The 20,363-nt window shown below is 31.6% G+C and carries 9 protein-coding genes; 2 read left to right on the top strand and 7 right to left on the bottom strand.

The genetic code is table 11. From position 1 onward, the window contains the following. Positions 1 to 43 precede the first annotated feature (43 nt). Positions 44 to 11,170 carry a PA14 domain-containing protein gene (locus tag WG950_RS07295; protein ID WP_340931320.1) on the bottom strand — a complete coding sequence of 3,709 codons (11,127 nt, stop codon included), beginning with the start codon at positions 11,168 to 11,170 and terminating at the stop codon, positions 44 to 46. Between the two features lie 290 nt (positions 11,171 to 11,460). On the opposite strand from WG950_RS07295, the gene WG950_RS07290 reads away from it, so the two are divergent. Continuing rightward, positions 11,461 to 12,591, top strand: coding sequence for a PepSY-associated TM helix domain-containing protein (locus tag WG950_RS07290; RefSeq protein WP_340931319.1), 1,131 nt, complete (start codon positions 11,461 to 11,463; stop codon positions 12,589 to 12,591). A 13-nt stretch (positions 12,592 to 12,604) separates the two neighbouring features. On the opposite strand, the gene WG950_RS07285 is transcribed toward WG950_RS07290, so the two are convergent. The 3 genes from WG950_RS07285 to WG950_RS07275 form a co-directional block, all read right to left on the bottom strand. Continuing rightward, the gene (locus WG950_RS07285; RefSeq protein WP_340931318.1) at positions 12,605 to 14,002 is read right to left on the bottom strand and encodes an exonuclease domain-containing protein; all 1,398 of its coding nucleotides are present in this window, start codon (positions 14,000 to 14,002) and stop codon (positions 12,605 to 12,607) included. Further along, positions 14,003 to 14,659: a ribulose-phosphate 3-epimerase gene (gene rpe, locus WG950_RS07280; RefSeq protein ID WP_340931317.1), complete on the bottom strand. Its 657-nt coding sequence runs from the start codon at positions 14,657 to 14,659 to the stop codon at positions 14,003 to 14,005. It lies immediately after the preceding gene. A 223-nt stretch (positions 14,660 to 14,882) separates the two neighbouring features. After that, positions 14,883 to 15,746: an RNA polymerase sigma factor RpoD/SigA gene (locus WG950_RS07275; protein ID WP_340931316.1), complete on the bottom strand. Its 864-nt coding sequence runs from the start codon at positions 15,744 to 15,746 to the stop codon at positions 14,883 to 14,885. 172 nt (positions 15,747 to 15,918) lie between these two features. Between WG950_RS07275 and WG950_RS07270 the strand changes: the two genes are divergently transcribed. After that, positions 15,919 to 16,521: an RNA polymerase sigma factor gene (locus tag WG950_RS07270; protein WP_377500554.1), complete on the top strand. Its 603-nt coding sequence runs from the start codon at positions 15,919 to 15,921 to the stop codon at positions 16,519 to 16,521. Positions 16,522 to 17,029: 508 nt separating this feature from the next. Here the strand turns inward: WG950_RS07270 and WG950_RS07265 are convergent. From WG950_RS07265 to WG950_RS07255, 3 genes are read right to left on the bottom strand one after another with little or no spacing between them, the layout of a single operon-like run. After that, positions 17,030 to 17,821: a THC0290_0291 family protein gene (locus tag WG950_RS07265; RefSeq protein WP_077811047.1), complete on the bottom strand. Its 792-nt coding sequence runs from the start codon at positions 17,819 to 17,821 to the stop codon at positions 17,030 to 17,032. A gap of 59 nt (positions 17,822 to 17,880) precedes the next feature. After that, complete coding sequence (locus WG950_RS07260) at positions 17,881 to 19,503, bottom strand: Ig-like domain-containing protein (RefSeq protein WP_340935214.1); 1,623 nt, start codon at positions 19,501 to 19,503, stop codon at positions 17,881 to 17,883. 54 nt (positions 19,504 to 19,557) lie between these two features. Next, complete coding sequence (locus WG950_RS07255; protein WP_340935212.1) at positions 19,558 to 20,244, bottom strand: ComF family protein; 687 nt, start codon at positions 20,242 to 20,244, stop codon at positions 19,558 to 19,560. Positions 20,245 to 20,363: the final 119 nt, after the last annotated feature.

Here is a 20,363-nt window from a genome sequence, read left to right as displayed (position 1 = left end):
CTTTTATAAGTTTGGGCTTTTTTATTTTTATGTATTTCTATAACTATTTGTTATACAAAACCTTTTTACTGATAACACCTTTTTCAGTTTTAATGTTTACAATATATACTCCGTTAGCTATATTCTTAACTTTAAGTCTGTTTTCACTATCAGTAGAATCAATGTTCCAACTGTTTGTTTTTTGACCTAAAAGGTTAAATAATACTACGTTTTCGATGTTTAAATTGTTTTTATTATCAATTACTAACTCTTTAGTAGTTTTGTCTAAGAAAGTAGTTATTAAATCATTTATTGGATTCTCTAGATTTGCATCATCAACACTTAACACAGTGTCTTGACTAAATACTATCGAGAATCTATTTAAATACTCTCCTTTATCTAATTGTAAAACAACTTCGTTATTTGTAATGTCGTATGTTTTGTTATTCAATTTATCTTTTACAAAAATAGTGTTGTTTACCTTTTTGATATCATCTAAATTTAAAATAACAGCACCTTTATAATCCATTATTATTTCAAAAGGAATCTCTAAAGAATTTGAAACACTTTGAATTCCTGCAATAACATACTTGTTGTCACTATTTTCAAATTTCCAATAAACATCCGTTGCACCTAAATCGTTTATAGGACTATCAAAACCTTTTTCAAATTCAAAAGTATTGTTCGGGCTAAAAGACACACCAATTTGTCTGTGTAATGGCTCTCTATCTTCGCTAACAAAGTCCATTCCTATTTTTAATAAAGGCAATGTGTTAAAGTCACCATTATCTTGTTCTACAACCTTTTTTCTTGTAGATTTAAAGAATACAGCATTCCCACTATCTTCTGTAACATATTGTCTTTGACTGTTGTTAAACACGATTGGTCCACCGTCAGAATCACCTCCAATAAAGAATCCTTGACCGATAGGAATGTAAGTTCCAGGAGTTTTAAACAAACTACTATCTGTACCACTTGATGGTGCACAGGAAACATCTCCATCATCGTCATTCATTTCTATAAAGTCAATATCAATTGTTTTAGAATCTAAAGATTCAAATCTTATAGTAGAACCAACAATAACACAATCGTTAATAGTAAATGTTTCATAACCTGATGTTGCAGGTAAATCATAAGTACCAACTTCTACATTGTCTTTAAGGAAAACTAAAGTCTTACCTGTAGCAGATTTGTAATTAATATTTATTTCATCTGTAGCTCTTGTAATTCTATTAAATTCTAAAAATTCTATACTTGTATTCAATCTTACAACCTCTCTTGATTGGTCTGTAATTGAAGAAGTATTAGTTGTCGCTTGTTCAGCTTCTAAGGTAATGCTAAACGCACCAACAGCAGGTTTACCTAAACTAGCTACAGCCATAGAAAGATTAATTGTAGAGTAACCACCAACATAACCTTGGTAATTATGTCCGCTAGTTTCAGAATTAGTGTTTTCTTCGCCTACATGATCCCAGAAGTATAAACTACCATCGATAGAATTGATATTGTCTTTAATGAATTTTAAAGCATTCATAGCAGACGGAAATGGGTTTCCTATTAAATAAGAGTCACTTCCTCCAACTGCTGTAGTTAATTCTCCATCATTAGGATTACCAACAAAAGTATAGTTTTGTGCTACTTCTGGTCCTTTAAAAATATAACCATCTGTTGGCGCTATTGTTCCTGACTTATACTTGTGTTCATAATTAGATCTTTGTCCTCTTGTACTAGCAAAAGTATAAATCCAGTAATCTGCAATATTTATTGGTGTACCTGTACTACCATCATAACCGCCTACAAAATTAATATCTCTTGCAATGTTTGATGCTCCTTGACCAACAATACCTGCAAAACTAACCGGGTTTGTACCGTCTTTTAAAACTGATTCTATAGAATACGTTTGTAAATCGACTGTTCTTACAGGAGAACTCATGTAATTGTATCTATAAATATTTGCAAGTTCAGAGTTTTGTTCGACATACATTTTTCCGTTACCTGTAATATCGGCAACTCCTGTATGCGTTTGTACAAACTGACTTTTTCCAACCAATCGAATCTCTGCATTTGTGGTAATATTTAAATTATTAGTTACCACTAACAATTGATTATCTATTGCTAGAATATTAGAACCTAATATCTCTAATTTACGCGCACTCAATCTTTCATTTTGATGTTCGTAATTTTCATTAACAGAAACATATCTAGATCTATCAGGATAACCATTATTCCAGTTACCACCAGTTCTTGTTGTTTTTTCTATTCTATGCAATCCTAATAAGGTATTTGCATCTGAGTTCGAACTTTCAATCTCCGAAATTAACGGATCATGCGGATGTCTCTCAGCAGAATCAATTAAGAAATTATAAGGATCTAACGCATCATCTACAAAAACTACCCATTCGCTTTCTGTATAATTTACATTAGGCTGTAGCGTTTCATCTATTCTTACATACGATGTTTTATCATTAAAAGATTCGATAATATCATATCTATTTTCGTAAGAAGAAACTCCATTTACTTTTGATAATGTAATAATATCATTAGCACCACTAATATCAGTTAAATCGTTGTTTTTAACAGCAATTGCATTACTATTGATGTTAGTTAACGTATTGTTAGAGTTACCAAAGATAACCGATTGACCTGGAGCTAATGCAGATGTTACTGTGTGGGTTACATCTGGCGCAGTAGTTTGTGCACCAGTTTTATCTTTATATAATTGTATATTGATAAGGTTAGCAGCAATACTTTTTGTTGGATGGATATTTGTAATCTCAATCCATCTTTCTGCTTCAAATTGATATACTTGTGTTATCATAGGAATTCCATCATCTGTAATATCTCTATAATTTACATCACCAACAGTTAAAACATCTTGATCGTTATCGTCAAAATTATCTGTTTGTGTATTGTCGTACTCTCCGTTGATATCTGTATAACCTAAATCTGTATTTCCAGTTTCAGCTAAATCATTTAATCCGTTAGCACCAAATGTACCTGTTGATGTTCCGTTACCGTCATTTGGTAAACCAGCACCAGATTCTACAACATCAAATAAACCATCACCGTCTGAATCAAGATCTAAATAATCTGGAGTTGTATCTGAGCCAACAGCCGCACTTGCATCTGTATTTACAGGAGTTAACCCTAAAGATCCTAAACCATTTGCATTACCATTTGGTGTTGCATCATAAGCGTCATCTAAACCATCGTTGTCAGTATCATTTCCAGATGGAGCAACGTAATCTATAGTAGATTGCCCTTCAATGTTATCTGGTATTCCATCATTATCAGCATCTAAATCTATGTGATTTGCAATTCCGTCATTATCAAAATCATACACATCAGGAATTCCATCAGAATTTGAGTCAGTATAATTAGTTACAGAACCATCACCAGCATTTCCATTATCTGTAGTATCTCTGTAATTAGGTGTTCCGTCTCCATCTTCATCACCATCAGCATCATTATTTCCATTTTCTACAAGATCTAAAATACCGTCGTTATCATCATCAATATCTATATTATCTGCGATACCGTCGTTATCTCTGTCTGATGTATCTCTATAATCTAAATCTCCAGCTCCAGGGAAATCGTTATCTGCATCTCCGTAAGCATTTTCTAGATTTGTAATATTTGTAACTTTATCACTGTTACCAAGACCATCATTTACAGTTGAACCTTGTATACTAGTATCATTGTTATCATCAAAATTATCATCTAAACCATCATTGTCTATATCAGATCCAGATAAAACATTATCTGTATCTCCATTTTCAACAATATCTAAAATACCGTCATTATCAGAATCTGAATCTAAATAATCTGGTATGTTATCTACACTACTATCAGTATTTACAGGAGTTAAACCTATTTGACCATCTTCATAATTATCGTCAACTCCATTGTTGTTAGCATCTGTAATAGATGAACCAATTCCACTAGGTGCTACATAATCACTTGAAGTTTGACCTTCTATATTATCTGGTATACCATCGTTATCTGCATCGATATCAATAAAGTCTAGTTTACCGTCGTTATCAGTATCCCCGTTTGGATAAGAATTCGGCGTTCCATCGTTATTTGTGTCATCACCAGTAACGATTAAAGCGTTATCAGTATTAGCACCATTGGCATCACTACCGTTAGCTAAAGCATTTGTAGGATCACCATCCACAACATCATTAAATCCGTCATTATCAGCATCCGTAAAGTTATCAGCTTTACCGTCACCGTTTGTATCTGTTCCACCAGCTTCAACAACATCAGCGATACCGTCGTTATCAGCATCTAAATCTAAATGATCTAAGATTCCGTCGTTATCAGTATCCCCGTTTGGATAAGAATTCGGAGTTCCATCGTTATTTGTGTCAGCACCAGTAACGATTAAAGCGTTATCAGTATTAGCACCATTGGCATCACTACCGTTAGCTAAAGCATTTGTAGGATCACCATCGACAACATCGTTAAATCCATCATTATCAGCATCCGTAAAGTTATCAGCTTTACCGTCACCGTTTGTATCTGTTCCACCAGCTTCAACAACATCAGCGATACCGTCATTATCTGAATCTAAATCTAAATGATCTAAGATTCCGTCGTTATCAGTATCCCCGTTTGGATAAGAATTCGGAGTTCCATCGTTATTTGTGTCAGCACCAGTAACGATTAAAGCGTTATCAGTATTAGCACCATTGGCATCACTACCGTTAGCTAAAGCATTTGTAGGATCACCATCGACAACATCGTTAAATCCATCATTATCAGCATCCGTAAAGTTATCAGCTTTACCGTCACCGTTTGTATCTGTTCCACCAGCTTCAACAACATCAGCGATACCGTCGTTATCAGCATCTAAATCTAAATGATCTAAGATTCCGTCGTTATCAGTATCCCCGTTTGGATAAGAATTCGGAGTTCCATCGTTATTTGTGTCAGCACCAGTAACGATTAAAGCGTTATCAGTATTAGCACCATTGGCATCACTACCGTTAGCTAAAGCATTTGTAGGATCACCATCGACAACATCGTTAAATCCATCATTATCAGCATCCGTAAAGTTATCAGCTTTACCGTCACCGTTTGTATCTGTTCCACCAGCTTCAACAACATCAGCGATACCGTCATTATCTGAATCTAAATCTAAATGATCTAAGATTCCGTCGTTATCAGTATCCCCGTTTGGATAAGAATTCGGAGTTCCATCGTTATTTGTGTCAGCACCAGTAACGATTAAAGCGTTATCAGTATTAGCACCATTGGCATCACTACCGTTAGCTAAAGCATTTGTAGGATCACCATCGACAACATCGTTAAATCCATCATTATCAGCATCCGTAAAGTTATCAGCTTTACCGTCACCGTTTGTATCTGTTCCACCAGCTTCAACAACATCAGCGATACCGTCGTTATCAGCATCTAAATCTAAATGATCTAAGATTCCGTCGTTATCAGTATCCCCGTTTGGATAAGAATTCGGAGTTCCATCGTTATTTGTGTCAGCACCAGTAACGATTAAAGCGTTATCAGTATTAGCACCATTGGCATCACTACCGTTAGCTAAAGCATTTGTAGGATCACCATCGACAACATCGTTAAATCCATCATTATCAGCATCCGTAAAGTTATCAGCTTTACCGTCACCGTTTGTATCTGTTCCACCAGCTTCAACAACATCAGCGATACCGTCATTATCTGAATCTAAATCTAAATGATCTAAGATTCCGTCGTTATCAGTATCCCCGTTTGGATAAGAATTCGGAGTTCCATCGTTATTTGTGTCAGCACCAGTAACGATTAAAGCGTTATCAGTATTAGCACCATTGGCATCACTACCGTTAGCTAAAGCATTTGTAGGATCACCATCGACAACATCGTTAAATCCATCATTATCAGCATCCGTAAAGTTATCAGCTTTACCGTCACCGTTTGTATCTGTTCCACCAGCTTCAACAACATCAGCGATACCGTCATTATCTGAATCTAAATCTAAATGATCTAAGATTCCGTCGTTATCAGTATCCCCGTTTGGATAAGAATTCGGAGTTCCATCGTTATTTGTGTCAGCACCAGTAACGATTAAAGCGTTATCAGTATTAGCACCATTGGCATCACTACCGTTAGCTAAAGCATTTGTAGGATCACCATCGACAACATCGTTAAATCCATCATTATCAGCATCCGTAAAGTTATCAGCTTTACCGTCACCGTTTGTATCTGTTCCACCAGCTTCAACAACATCAGCGATACCGTCGTTATCAGCATCTAAATCTAAATGATCTAAGATTCCGTCGTTATCAGTATCCCCGTTTGGATAAGAATTCGGAGTTCCATCGTTATTTGTGTCAGCACCAGTAACGATTAAAGCGTTATCAGTATTAGCACCATTGGCATCACTACCGTTAGCTAAAGCATTTGTAGGATCACCATCGACAACATCGTTAAATCCGTCATTATCAGCATCCGTAAAGTTATCAGCTTTACCGTCACCGTTTGTATCTGTTCCACCAGCTTCAACAACATCTGCAATTCCGTCGTTATCAGCATCTAAATCTAAATGATCTAAGATTCCGTCGTTATCAGTATCACCGTTTGGATAAGAATTCGGAGTTCCATCGTTATTTGTATCAGCACCAGTAACGATTAAAGCGTTATCAGTATTTTCTGAAGTACCATCTTGACCAACATCACCATCGACAACATCATTAAATCCGTCATTATCAGTATCTACGAAGTTATCAGCTTTACCGTCACCGTTTGTGTCTGTTCCACCAGCTTCAACAATATCTGCAATACCGTCATTATCTGAATCTAAATCTTGGGTATTTGGAACACCATCTCCATCAGAATCTAAGTTAGGTATTGTATTACCACCGTTATCAACATCATATAAATCATCTAAACCGTTATTGTTAGCATCATTAATTAAAGTACCATTGGCATTAATATTGTCAACTTTACCGTCACCGTTTGTATCTGTTCCACCTGCCTCAACAATATCCGGAATTCCATCGTTATCAGAATCTAAATCTAAATGATTTGGAATTCCGTCGTTATCTGAATCTATAGGTAAACAGTCTAAGAAAATTCCGAAAGCAACACCTTGTGAAGAACCATTTACAGTGTTTTTAAGAACAACTCTAATTGTATTTGCTTTATTTGATTTTAAAACATAAAAACCATTTCCTCCAGAGCCAGTGTCATTTCCTTCTAAAAATGCTTCTTTAGCATTTATACTAGAATTTGTAAAAGTATTAGGTATATTATCTAATAATTCCCAGTTTGTACCCGAAGTATAGTATTGTGCTTTTTCTGTAATTTCATCTGTACTTTCACCATCTGCAACTACAAGGTTTGGTGTGAATACAATATTATTATTTAAACCTGTGAATCGAATTGTAAAGTCGATTTCAGAAGAAGGTTTACCAGAAGGATTGTAAATAACTTCATTATCTGGTGTTGTATCGTAATATTGTTTTAAATGTGGATTTGGATTTGCATCCCAAGCAGCCATATCTACAGGTACAAAATCTGTTGTTAACCCATTTTTAGCTGATGCTGAAACAACAGTAGCTGTTATAGTAGAGCCATCTGGCATTGTAAATGTTTTGCTGTCTCCTAAGTTTATACCGTTTGTGAAATCTCCATCCCAATTTAACCAAAAGATATTGTCTCTAAAAGCACCCAATAAAGGAGCTGAATTACCTAGGTTATTACCACTACAATCCATTTCGTCTACATCAGGTATACCATCATTATCGTTATCTAAATCGAAAAGATCTGCTACACCATCATTATCAATATCATTTTTATCTCTGTAGTCTAAATCGCCAGAACCAGGAAAATCATTGTCTTGATCGCCGTAAGCAGTATCTAGAGTAGCTGCATTAGTAACTTTATTACCACTACCTAAACCATCATTTACAGTAGAGCCTTCTGTGTTACTATCGTTATTGTCATCAAAATTATCGTCTAAACCGTCACCATCAGTATCATTACCAGATGCGCCATTATCAGTATCTCCATTTTCTAAAACATCATCTATACCATCATTATCTGAGTCTAAATCTAAATAATCTGGAATAGAATCGTTTGAAGCATCTGTATTAACAGGAGTTAAGCCTACTTGACCATTTTCATAATTATCATCTACACCGTTATTATTTGAGTCTGTAATTGATGTTCCGATTCCGCTTGGTGCAACATAATCATTTGAAGTTTGACCTTCTATATTATCTGGTATACCATCGTTATCTGCATCTATATCTAAATGATTAGAAATTCCGTCGCCATCAGTATCACAATTAGGTGATAATATTGAAAATGGTAAATTTCTTCTTGAAATGGTTGAACTAGAGTATTCTACATCTAATGAATGCGCACCTGTATTTTCAAAAAATAAAACAGTAATTTCATGTAAACCTTCTTTTAAAGGAATGTTGTCTCCAGTAACTAATCCACCGGCTCCATGTAAACCGTCGTAATCTACTACCTGATTTCCGTCTATAAAAAGTTTAGAACCATCATCAGAATTTAAGTAAAAAGTATAATTTGTAGTTGATGGAATATTTATATAACCACTATATCTAATACTATACGTTTGGTTATCTGATGGTGTAACCATTTCTTGTAAAGCCGTTACATCAAAATTAGTAACTGTACCAGTAGCAGTAGCACCAGTAGTAGGAATATTATCTACTGTATTTCCGCTAGGAACACTATCATAAAATTCATAATTTAAACTACCTACACAAGAGGCTATTTCAACTGTATCTAAAATACCATCATTATCATCATCTAAATCATCAGAATCTACAATTCCGTCTTTATCAGAATCTTTAAAATCTCTATAGTCTAAATCTCCGTCTCCAGGATTAAAGTTGTCATCGTTATCACCATAAGCATTTTCTAATGAGTTGATATCTGTAACCTTATTACCACTGTTTAATCCGTCATTAACGGTAGCTCCAGAAATGCTAGAATCGTCATTGTCATCAAAAGCATTGTCTAAACCGTCATTATCTGAATCTGAACCAGTTAAAGAGTTTTTGTCATTTCCATTTTCTCTGATATCTGTTATGCCATCATTATCTGAGTCTAAATCTAAATAATCTGGATTGTCTATACCATCTGTGTTTTCTGGATCGAAACCTATTATTGCACCAGATTCATAATTATCATCTACACCATTATTATTAGTATCTGTAATATTATTTGCGATACCACTTGGAGCGATGTAACCATTTGAAGTTTGACCTTCTATATTATCTGGAATACCATCATTGTCTGCATCAATATCTAGATGATTTGGTAATGTATCAGAATCTGAGTTAGCAGGAGTATTTCCTGTGCCAGCAGAACTAGGTACACCATTTGTAGAACCAGATGTACCAACATTTCCATCTGCTTGACCATCTCTATTTGTATCTGTACCACCAGATTCGATAACATCAGTTATTCCGTCGTTATCAGAATCTAAGTCTAAATAATCAGCAATTCCATCACCATCTGTGTCTGGAGCTAAACAATATTTTAATTCATAAAGTTGCATGGTAACATTACCCGCATTACCATTATATTTACCTGTTACAAATGTAATTTTATTAATTGGTTGCGCAGTTGAAACAATTACACCGTTATTAGGTGCATTACCTGCATTAGCAATACTATACACAGATTGATTTTCTATTAAAAAAGTATTGTTAGGTAAAGTGTTATTATTTACTACTAAAGGAACATTTGTACCATCTAAACTACCTATAAAATCTACTCTATCTTGATTATCTAAACCAGACCACTTTAATTCTAAATTATATACAGGCTTGTTAAAAGTTAAGGTATAAACGGCTACTTTAATTGAGCTAGCATTATTTTGATAATTTGAACCGTAAGGAAAATTTGTGTCTTTAGATTGTACATTAACATAATTACCATCAACACCCGTTGTTGGTCCTGCACTGGCAACACCACTAGACCAAGTAGCTCCGTTTGTTACTTCATAAGATAAAGTTGCATTTGCATCATTAAAGGAATACGTGTTTAAAACTGTTCCTGAATTTGTACCACCATTTGTATTTGTATTGGCATTGGTAAAACTTTGACCTAAATTAACATAGTTAGAACTAGGACATGTATATCCTTCATCAGTATCTAAAATACCATCATTATCATCATCTAAATCTACATCGTCTGCAATACCATCATTGTCATTATCTGGAGGTGTTACAGTTATTGTAACAGAAGCAGTATCACAATTAGAAGTTGAAGCTTTTTCACATATTTGATATACTAAAGTATAAGTTCCTACTGGTGTATTTGGTGAAACATTTACTTCACCTGTAGATGTATTTAAGCTAATATTTGAGTTAGTTGTACTAACTTGTGTTAAATTAACTGTTGACAGCGTTGGTGCTACAGTTTTTAAAATATCATTTGACAAAACATTATTTACAGCAGTACCACCAATGCCATAAGTAGTAGTAGCAGAATCATTTACTGCATCTATTATATTTGCGGTTGTTAATGTAAAATTACCTAAAAAACCAGTACCCCTTGGGCCACTAGAATTATTATTATCTGTATAAACAATTGTAACCGTTCTTACTGACTTAGAACCAAAATCTACAATGATAGACCCGTTATCATTATTGTTAGAATCTGCACTTGCAGTTGATGATTGTGCAGAATTGATTGTTGTAGAAGTTACCGTAGTATTTGGTGGGTCTACTATTGTTATTGAGTTTGGTGAGCCTGCATTACTTGTAACAGTAACTCTATCGACCCTACCATTACTATGATCTATGTCTGATATACCAAATCTAAGGTTTGTTATATTTTGACTAAAATTTAATGTAATCCTTACAGGTGAATTTGCATTTGCTCTACCAGTATCTGCTGGGTCAAACGCAACTCCAAGATCATCAACACCACCAAATAAACCACCAGAAGCAAGATCTATTTTTGGAAAAGTTCCGGTAGCAGCACTTGAGTAAAAATTACCATCTGCCGTGTTACGAGTAATGTTAATTGTAACCGATTCTTGTTTAAAACCAGCAGGCGTTGTTAAGTTAACTGTACCAGAAGTAGAACCTTGTGGCCAATTTGCTGTACTCCAATCTATACTTGATTGAGCTAAAACGTTAGATGAATTTAAAATACCTATTAGTGTGAATAGGACTAGGGTAGTATGCAATTTAAAACGAAGTATTCCCCCAAATATTTTCGCTTTCTTTACATATGTTAACATAAAATAAAAAAATTTAAGAGCACAAAAGTAATCATTATTTATCGTGCATCATTGTTTTGACACCAATAAGTTATAATGGTCACATAAATATTAATTATAATTAAATAAAAATGAAGATATTCCCTATTGAATAATTATTTATATTAATTCTAAATAAAATTGTATTTGTCAAAGTAATTTTTATATTTGCATCACTATTTAAAGTGAGTCTAAATAAATACATATAATTTCTATTGATGAAACAAAAAAATACATATACTTTTAGAAAACTAATTAACGATATTCATCTTTGGCTCGGTTTAGCCAGTGGAATTGTACTTTTTGTGGTCTGTTTAACGGGTACAGTTTTAGCATTTGAACACGAGATAAAAGATTTTTTTGCTGAAAAGCTTACAATTGAAGAAACAAATGAAAAAATAGCCATTTCTTCTCTTGTTAATACGCTAAAAGAAAAAGAAATAGGCTTTGTTACCGGAGTTACACTTCCTACAAACGATTTAAAGCCTTATGTTTTTAATGTAAAAAAAGATTTAAAAGAAAGAAGAGGTGCAAAAGTATTGGTAAATCCTTTTAATGCAGAAGTAAAGAAAGTACAAAAAACAAGTGCAGATGCTTTTTTACTTGTTATGTTTAAATTGCACAGGTGGTTAATGTTAGATACAACTGTTGGTAGACCAATTGTAGGTATTGCTACAATAATATTTTTGATTCTTTCTATTACCGGAATTGTTCTTTGGTTTCCAAGAAAAATTAAATTAAAAAACTTTAAGCAAGGATTTAAAATAAAATTCAACGCAAATTGGAAAAGAATAAATCATGATTTACATAATACTTTAGGTTTTTACGCTTGTATTTTTATTGTAATTATGGGTTTAACTGGTTTATGTTGGTCTTTTGAAGGTTATAGAGAAGGTTTAAGCACTGTTCTTGGTACAAAGGTTTTTAATCGTTCTAGTGTTAAACTTAATGTAGATAAAATACCTACGGATAAAATATTAACTGTAGATGAGTTGATTGCTACCGCTAATAAAACTTTAGATTATAAAGGTGAGCTGTCGGTAACTTTTCCGAATAAAAGAAACAACTATTATAGTTTTAGAAAGTCTGATGATTCTAGTTTTTCACCAGTTTTTACAGATAAATTATATTTAGATGTCTCAGGCAAAGTTTTGGCTGTAGATTATTTTAAAGACAAACCGTTTAATGTAAAAATAGCTTCTTTAATAAAACCGTTACATACAGGAGAAATATACGGAATGCTTTCTAAGATTATATATTTCTTAGCATGTTTAATTGCAACAAGTTTACCTGTTACCGGAACAATAATTTGGTTGAATAAATTAAAGAAAAATAAAAAAAAGAAGTAGAAAGATAATAAACTTATACTTTTTCTGAAGATTCAATACTATTGATATCTTCATTAAAAGTATTTTTTTTCTTTAAATATGCTGCAATAATTCTTTGTACATCTCTGTTGTCTTTTTTAGGCTGAACAAAAAATTGATAATCTTCTGGATTAGTTAGTTGATTCGCTTGATCAGAATCTACATAACCAAAACCTTTGTAAATTCCGTCTAAAATTAAAGCAAAACCAACTTCATTTTCTGATCTTCCAGTTTCTTTAATTACTAGATTTTCTGCCCCAATTCCTACAGAATTTATTGCATCTTTTACGCGTAAATTATAATTTTCTACAGATTCTTTACCGCAACAAACTCCTTTACATTCTTTAATTTGATAATGAAAACAGCTAGATACATTTGTTTGTAAATGGCAATATTTCGGGCAAAGTTCAAATTCTTCGCACAAATTTTCTATGTGCTTTCTAGCTTCTGCAACAGAGTAATATTTCATCATTGCATTCGGAATTAATTTTAACCGATTATATGCCAAATGAATGATTCCTTTTTGGTCTTCGTAAAAAAATAAACCAACAGCTTCTCCAGATTTTCTTTGTGCTCTATTATATTTAGGATAAATACTTTTAATTTCTTCCGATTCGTGCAATAATGCTAATAATTCACTACCTGTTTTGATAAAAGAAATATCAGCAGTTTCTAAACACATATTTTGTTCTTTCTTCTTTTTGTCATAAAAATGACTAATAACACGCTGTTTTATATTGTTAGCTTTACCAACATAAATTACTTCTTTATCGCTATTCTTAAAATAATAAACTCCAAATGTTTCAGGTAAATTGTCTACAATTTTTTTATCTAATAAAGGTGGTAAGGTTGCTTGTCTAGAGCGAGGGTTTAAAAAAGAATTAATCATAAAATTATCATCTCTTTCTATCAATCGTCTAAATAATTCTGTAGTTGCTTCGGCATCGCCTTTTGCTCTGTGCCTACCATTAATAGGAATGTTTTCTACAGTACAAATATTACCCAAACTGTAAGAATTTAAACCGGGCATAATTTTTCTAGATAAACGAACCGTACACAGTTTTTTTCGTTTAAAATTAAAACCTAAATTTTTAAACTCTTCGTGAATTATATTATAATCGAAATTAACATTGTGTGCCACAAAAACGGTGTCTTTTGTAATTTCTTCGACCTTTTTAGCAATCTCATAAAACTTCGGTGCATTTCTAACCATGGCATTTGTAATACCAGTAAGATTAGTTATAAATGCAGGTATATTTTGTTCTGGATTTACTAAGGATGTAAACTCATCTACAATTTTTTTTCCGTCGAAAACAAAAATGGATATTTCGGTTATTTTCGAACCTTTATATCCATTTCCTGTGGTTTCTATGTCTACTACTGTATATAGCAATTACTGTATAATATTTTTTAAATCGGCAATTGTTTCTGTAGGGGTTTCTGCTCCAAAAACATAACTACCGGCAACCAATACATTTGCACCAGCTTCTATTAATTTATTAGCATTTAAATTGGTTACACCGCCATCTATTTCTATTTGGCAAGAAGATTCTGTAAACTCTATCAAATGTTTTAATTGGCTTACTTTTTTGTACGTATTTTCTATAAATGATTGTCCGCCAAAACCTGGGTTAACACTCATAATACAAACCAAATCTAAATCTGCAATAATGTCTTCTAAAACAGCAATAGGTGTGTGCGGATTTAAGGCAACTCCTGCTTTCATTCCGGTAGCTTTTATGGCTTGCACTGTTCTGTGTAAATGTGTACAAGCTTCATAATGCACTGTTAAAATATCTGCACCTAAATCGGCAAATGTTTGAATGTATTGATCTGGATTTACAATCATTAAATGTACGTCGATTGTTTTAGTAGCGTGTTTTTTGATGGCTTTTAAAACAGGCATTCCAAAAGAAATGTTTGGTACAAAAACGCCATCCATAATATCTATATGAAACCAATCTGCTTCACTATTATTAACCATTTCTATATCGCGCTGTAAATTGGCAAAATCTGCTGCTAAAACCGAAGGTGCAATTAAATTACTCATGTATTTGTTGTTGTGTTGTTATTTAGTTTTGCAAAGGTAATTAATCGAAGGTCGATAGCCAAGGTTTTAATTTCTTGGCTTTTTGTTTGATAAGAAAAAAAAGCGAGTACGGAAAACAGGTAATAACTTCAAAAAAAAAACTCCCGAAAAGAATTTCGAGAGTTTTAAGTTTTTTATACTTTTTTAAGAGTATGAATAAAATACTTAGTGCAATTTGCAATTACTAGCCTAAGTAAGTCATTAAAATTTTAGATCTAGACGTGTGCTTTAATCTTCTAATTGCTTTTTCTTTAATTTGACGAACACGCTCTCTTGTTAAATCGAAAGTTTCACCAATTTCTTCTAAAGTCATTGGTTGGTGCTCACCTAAACCAAAGTATAACTTTACAACATCTGCTTCTCTTGGAGTCAATGTTTCTAAAGCTCTATTAATTTCTATACGTAAAGATTCGTGTAATAAAACTCTATCTGGGTTTGGTGATTCACCAGAGTTTAAAACATCGTATAAATTAGAATCTTCACCTTCAATTAAAGGTGCATCCATAGATACGTGACGTCCAGAATTTTTCATAGATTCTTTAACGTCATTAATAGTCATGTCTAATTTCTTAGCAATTTCTTCTGCAGAAGGCGGACGCTCGTTTTCTTGTTCTAAGAAAGCGTACATTTTGTTAATTTTATTAATAGAACCAATTTTATTTAATGGTAAACGTACAATTCTAGATTGTTCTGCAAGTGCTTGTAATATAGATTGACGAATCCACCATACGGCATAAGAAATAAATTTAAAACCACGAGTTTCATCGAAACGTTTAGCGGCTTTAATTAAACCTAAATTACCTTCGTTAATTAAATCTGGTAATGTTAATCCTTGGTTTTGATATTGTTTTGCAACAGATACAACAAAACGTAAATTGGCTTTTGTTAATTTTTCTAAAGCTCTTTGGTCTCCGGCTTTAATTAACTGTGCTAATTCTACTTCTTCATCGGCAGTAATTAAATCTACCTTTCCTATCTCTTGTAAATATTTGTCTAATGAAGCGGTTTCTCTATTAGTAACCTGCTTGGTAATTTTTAGTTGTCTCATCTAAATTCTCTAACCTTTTTTTAAGGATTAATACTCTTGCTACAATTACTTATACGGAAGAACGAAACATTATGTTACAAAAAGAAACGATTTTTTTTTCAAAAAGATAATATTTAACCGTTTACCGATAAATAGTAACCGTTTATCTTTTTAAAAATTTTAAGTGTGACTTATGTTGTTATTTAGTGTCATAAAACCAACCGAAGTGAATACGATAGAATTAAAAATTACAGATGAAGAATTAGTTTTCGAAATAGTTAGAACTAATAATACAGAATTATTTGCAACATTATACGATAGATTTTCTAGCGTTGTATATAATAAGTGTTATGGTTTTTCAAAAAGCAAAGAAGAAGCAGAAGGTTTAATGCACGATGTTTTTGTTAGACTATTTGTTAAATTAAAAACTTTTAGAGGTAATTCTAAGTTTTCTACTTGGTTGTATTCTTTTACATATAATTTTTGTGTAAATTATGTGCAAAGAAACAGCCATAAGAAAAAAGAGAAAGTTACAATTGTAACAGATCAAATTAAAGAGAATAACGATTCTTTTGAAGAAATTGAAGATGCTAATTTATTAGAATTAAAATCTGCTAAACTTGCAAAAGCTTTATCTTTAATAGATCCTTCGGATAAAATGATTTTATTGATGAAATACCAAGATGATAAGAGTATTAAAGAAATAAAAGAAGTTTTAAATATTGGTGAAAGTGCAGTTAAAATGAGAGTTAAACGAGCCAAAGCCAAGGTTGTTAAAGTATACGAATCATTATAAATAATTATGAGTAATCCATTCAAGAAAATTCTACCAAAGCACAAAGTTTCCTCTAATGTTAAACACAAGGTTTTAGTAGATGCTAGAATGATAAAACATACACTTGAAATAGCAGACCAATACGTCTTAAAATATCCAAGAACCCTAACTAATTTCTATATTAATTTAAAGTAAGTTATACTTTAAATTGCCCTCTACATTTAGAAATTTTTTCCTTTTTAAATTTTTACCTTATATAGTAGTCAAGTTTGAATAAATTCAATTCTTTGATTAAATTTTAGTTTTCGATATTGAACACTAAAACTATATTTAGCACAAGTTAGTAAGCTGTAAACTATATTAAATTCCCTCTTCAAATACTAAATAGTTACTAAAACTATTTTATACTGAATCTTAATTTTTTAAAATAATATGATAGTATTTTTTGACTAAATATCTTCATATCAAATAAAAAAAACCATATCGATTTATAGTGCTTTTATTCAATTTAATAAAGATATTATTAGCTTTAGTAGAATAACGGAGTGCTAAAGTTAAGGTGATATATTAAACCAACTTGCATGGTTAATGCCCATTCATTGTTTCTATTTTCAAAAACTTCTGCTTTTAACCCATCTATTGTGTCAGAAAAGAAATAAGAATAATTAAATTGAGCAGATAAGTCTAGTTTTTCAGTAAGTTTATATCTGGTTCCTAAACCAATATTAAAAGCAAAAGCTTCTCCGCTACCAATATCTAAAGAATTTTCTTCTGTATATTTTTTAGGTAAGACCGCTATATCTTCTTGCCAATTACCAAGTTCAGATTTTAAACTGTTGTTGTAAAATGAATACTGAATACCAAAAGTAAAAAATGGATTGAAAGAAATATCTGTGTAAGGATAAACAAATTCTTCTAGAGGTCTTAAAAAGTATTCTAAATGCAAACCTAAATTTATCATTCTTATACTTCCTTTCATGGCTCTTAGTTGCTCGCCACCATAACTTTGTTTAGAAGCCCAATAGCCATGATGTTCTAACTCGGTATTTTTTACATACTGAATTTCTGTCTTAACCATTAAGTGATTTCTCATTATATCATTAGGATCCCAACGCAATGTTCTGTTGAAAAAATGAAGATAATGAGCAACAGCAAAAGACATACCTTTGTTGTTATACTCGCTTCCAAAATGGTTTCTCTCACCGTAATCTGTTTGTAAACTAGTGGTGCCAACAAAACCACCGATATCGTGTGTGTAATGCTGCGCCTTAAATTCTAGAATAAAAACAATTACAAAAATAATTGTTATAGGGGTTCTCAAGATTTAGGGGTCTTAAAAGTAAAAAAACAAAGATAAATAAATTTTTTACAGTTGCAAGATTATTTTAAGTTTTTAACTATGAATGTGTTACCCTCTAAAAAATAGTTAGCTCTTACTTTTAGCTCTTCTTGATAATAAATAATGTTTTCTGGCTTTTGTCTTAATAAAAAGTTTCCAGTGTCCCACTTTTTATTATTGTTTTTATCAATTATTGCCCTAACCATATAAGTATTGGGTTCTAAAAGTGTAAAAACCAATTTTTCTGTTTTGTTTAAATATTTTCTTTCAACAATTTGATCAAAATCTTTGCCAGCTAGTAAATCAATAATTAAGTTTTCTGAATCTTGATTTACAACGTTTAAGGTAATTTTACCATAATCTTCTAACTCTAAAGTTTTAAAATTATAATTTAAGGTGTCGTTTTCAATATTATAAATATCAGTAAAACTTCCTGGTAATGCTTTTAATGTGTAGTTTTCTTTTTGATTTTTCTTAAATATAAAACCAATTTTGTTTTCTTTTTTAGAAAGAAAACTCGAGTAATTTACTGCAATTGTATCTTTATCTATAAGTGAAATTTTACTGGTATCTAATTTTGTAATCGGGTTGTTACTTTTTATGAAAAAGGTGTCTCTAAATTGTAAGGTGCCACCAACAGAAGGTTTTAGAGTTAAAGAATCTAGTTTTTTCTTTCTAAATTTAACTGTTACTGTATCTATAAAAATATCATTAGTAACTAGAAAATTAAGTGAGTCTAATTCTAAAGGTGTATACCAATAGTTTAAAGTATCTTTATCTGTTTCGAACTTTGAAATGCTCTTAAAATCTTCTGGAACTTTTGATAATAGAGAAACTTTAAAATCTTTTATTTCACCTTCGTATCCAAATTCTATTTTACCTTTTGTAATTTCTTTAGCCCTTTTAAAAGCGTAAGGTTGTTTTTCTTTAAAAAGTGTAATAGGTATATTAATAATACTATCTTTTGGTAATGTAATTGTGTCTGTATAAAAACCAATTTTATCTAATTTAGGATTAAAAATATAATCGCTAGTAGATTCTTCTAATGCCATTAAAAGATATTTTCCTTCTTTTAAATTTGTAAACCTAAAAGTGGTTGTGTCTATAGCAGTAGTTACGTAATTTGGTTTTTGTTTGTAAATTATAGAATCTGTGTAAGTACTGTCTAACTTATACAATACAACACTTGTGTTTTTTGGTTTTTTGTTTAAAAAAGCGTCTTTAATAGTTCCCGATGTTTCAAGAGAATCAATATAACTTCCTGTAGAAAAGATGTATTTAAATTGTTCTAATTTGTTGTTTTCATTATTATCTTCGATAGCATTACCAAAGTTAAAAATGTAAGTTGTGTTTTTTGCTAAAGTATCTAAGATTTCTATTTTTAAAAACTTACTAGCTGCTCCTTGAGGTGTTACTAATAATGGATTTTTTAACGGCGGAGAAACAACTAATTGTTTGTTTAAATCTTTTAGTTTTATAAACTCGTTAAACTCTAATTTAACTTCTTTTTTATTAAAGTTGATTGTTTTGTAAGGCGGATTAGAGCTTACAAACAAAGGAGCCTTTTCATCTTTAGGTCCGCCATCTGGTCTACCTGTTTTTGCACAACTAACTATTAAAGTAGCAAGAACAATAAAAAAAAGAGATTTATAAATGAATTTCACAAAAGTAAATTTTCTACAAATTAACAATTTATTTTTCAAAATAAATCACAAAATTTAATCTGTGTAAGCCATTGCTAAAATGCTAATTTTAATTCCGGTAGATTTTAAAAGTTCTTTTGCGCAAGCCTCTATTGTTGCTCCTGTTGTAATTACATCATCTATAATTAAAATGTGTTTATTTTTTAAAATTGAATTGTCTGTAATTTCAAATTTAGCTTCTAAATTGTTAAATCGTTCAAACCTACTTTTTCGGGTTTGTGTTTTAGTGTCTAAATTCCGTATTAAAACACCTTCAACCAACGGTATGTTTAAATGTTTGCTTAAAGTCTCACCAAATTTGGTAACTTGGTTATAACCTCTTTTACGTTTTCTTTTAGCGTGAATAGGTACAGGAACAATGCAGTCTATTTTAGAAAATTCTTTATTATTTGCTAATACTTCACCAAGCCAATTTCCAAAAAACAAGCCAATATCTTCATTGTTTTTATATTTAAGCTCGTGAATTAAATTTTTTGTAATACTTTTTTTTCTGAAAAATAATAATGCATTTGCTTTTTCAATTAAAACTCTACCTTTAAAAGAGTTGGTAATTTTATTATCAGTATAACTATCAAAATTAGTTAAAGGTAAATCGTGTCTACATAATAAACACAATATGGTTTCATTTCTAAGCAATTGATTTTGGCAATTTGCACAAATTTCAGGATAAAAAAGATGTAATAAATCCTTTAAAAATTTCATTTTTCCTTGTTCGCTTTTTTTTATTAAAGATACTTTATTTTTTTTAGTTTGATTTTTAAGATTGACTATGATTAATCGGAATAATAACCTACTATTTTTGTTAAAATGAAATTATTTTT

It is taken from the genome of Polaribacter marinaquae (genome assembly GCF_038019025.1).
GTDB lineage: Bacteria > Bacteroidota > Bacteroidia > Flavobacteriales > Flavobacteriaceae > Polaribacter > Polaribacter marinaquae.
The sequence above is the reverse complement of the archived record's forward strand: the minus strand, read 5'-3'. Positions and strand labels throughout refer to the sequence as shown.

What these genes read in the sequence shown, in the direction of transcription:
- WG950_RS07290 (WP_340931319.1), top strand. Translation starts at nt 11,461, where the DNA reads ATGAAACAAAAAAATACATATACTTTTAGAAAACTAATTAACGATATT.
- rpe (WP_340931317.1), bottom strand. Translation starts at nt 14,659, where the DNA reads ATGAGTAATTTAATTGCACCTTCGGTTTTAGCAGCAGATTTTGCCAAT.
- WG950_RS07275 (WP_340931316.1), bottom strand. Translation starts at nt 15,746, where the DNA reads ATGAGACAACTAAAAATTACCAAGCAGGTTACTAATAGAGAAACCGCT.
- WG950_RS07270 (WP_377500554.1), top strand. Translation starts at nt 15,919, where the DNA reads ATGTTGTTATTTAGTGTCATAAAACCAACCGAAGTGAATACGATAGAA.
- WG950_RS07255 (WP_340935212.1), bottom strand. Translation starts at nt 20,244, where the DNA reads ATGAAATTTTTAAAGGATTTATTACATCTTTTTTATCCTGAAATTTGT.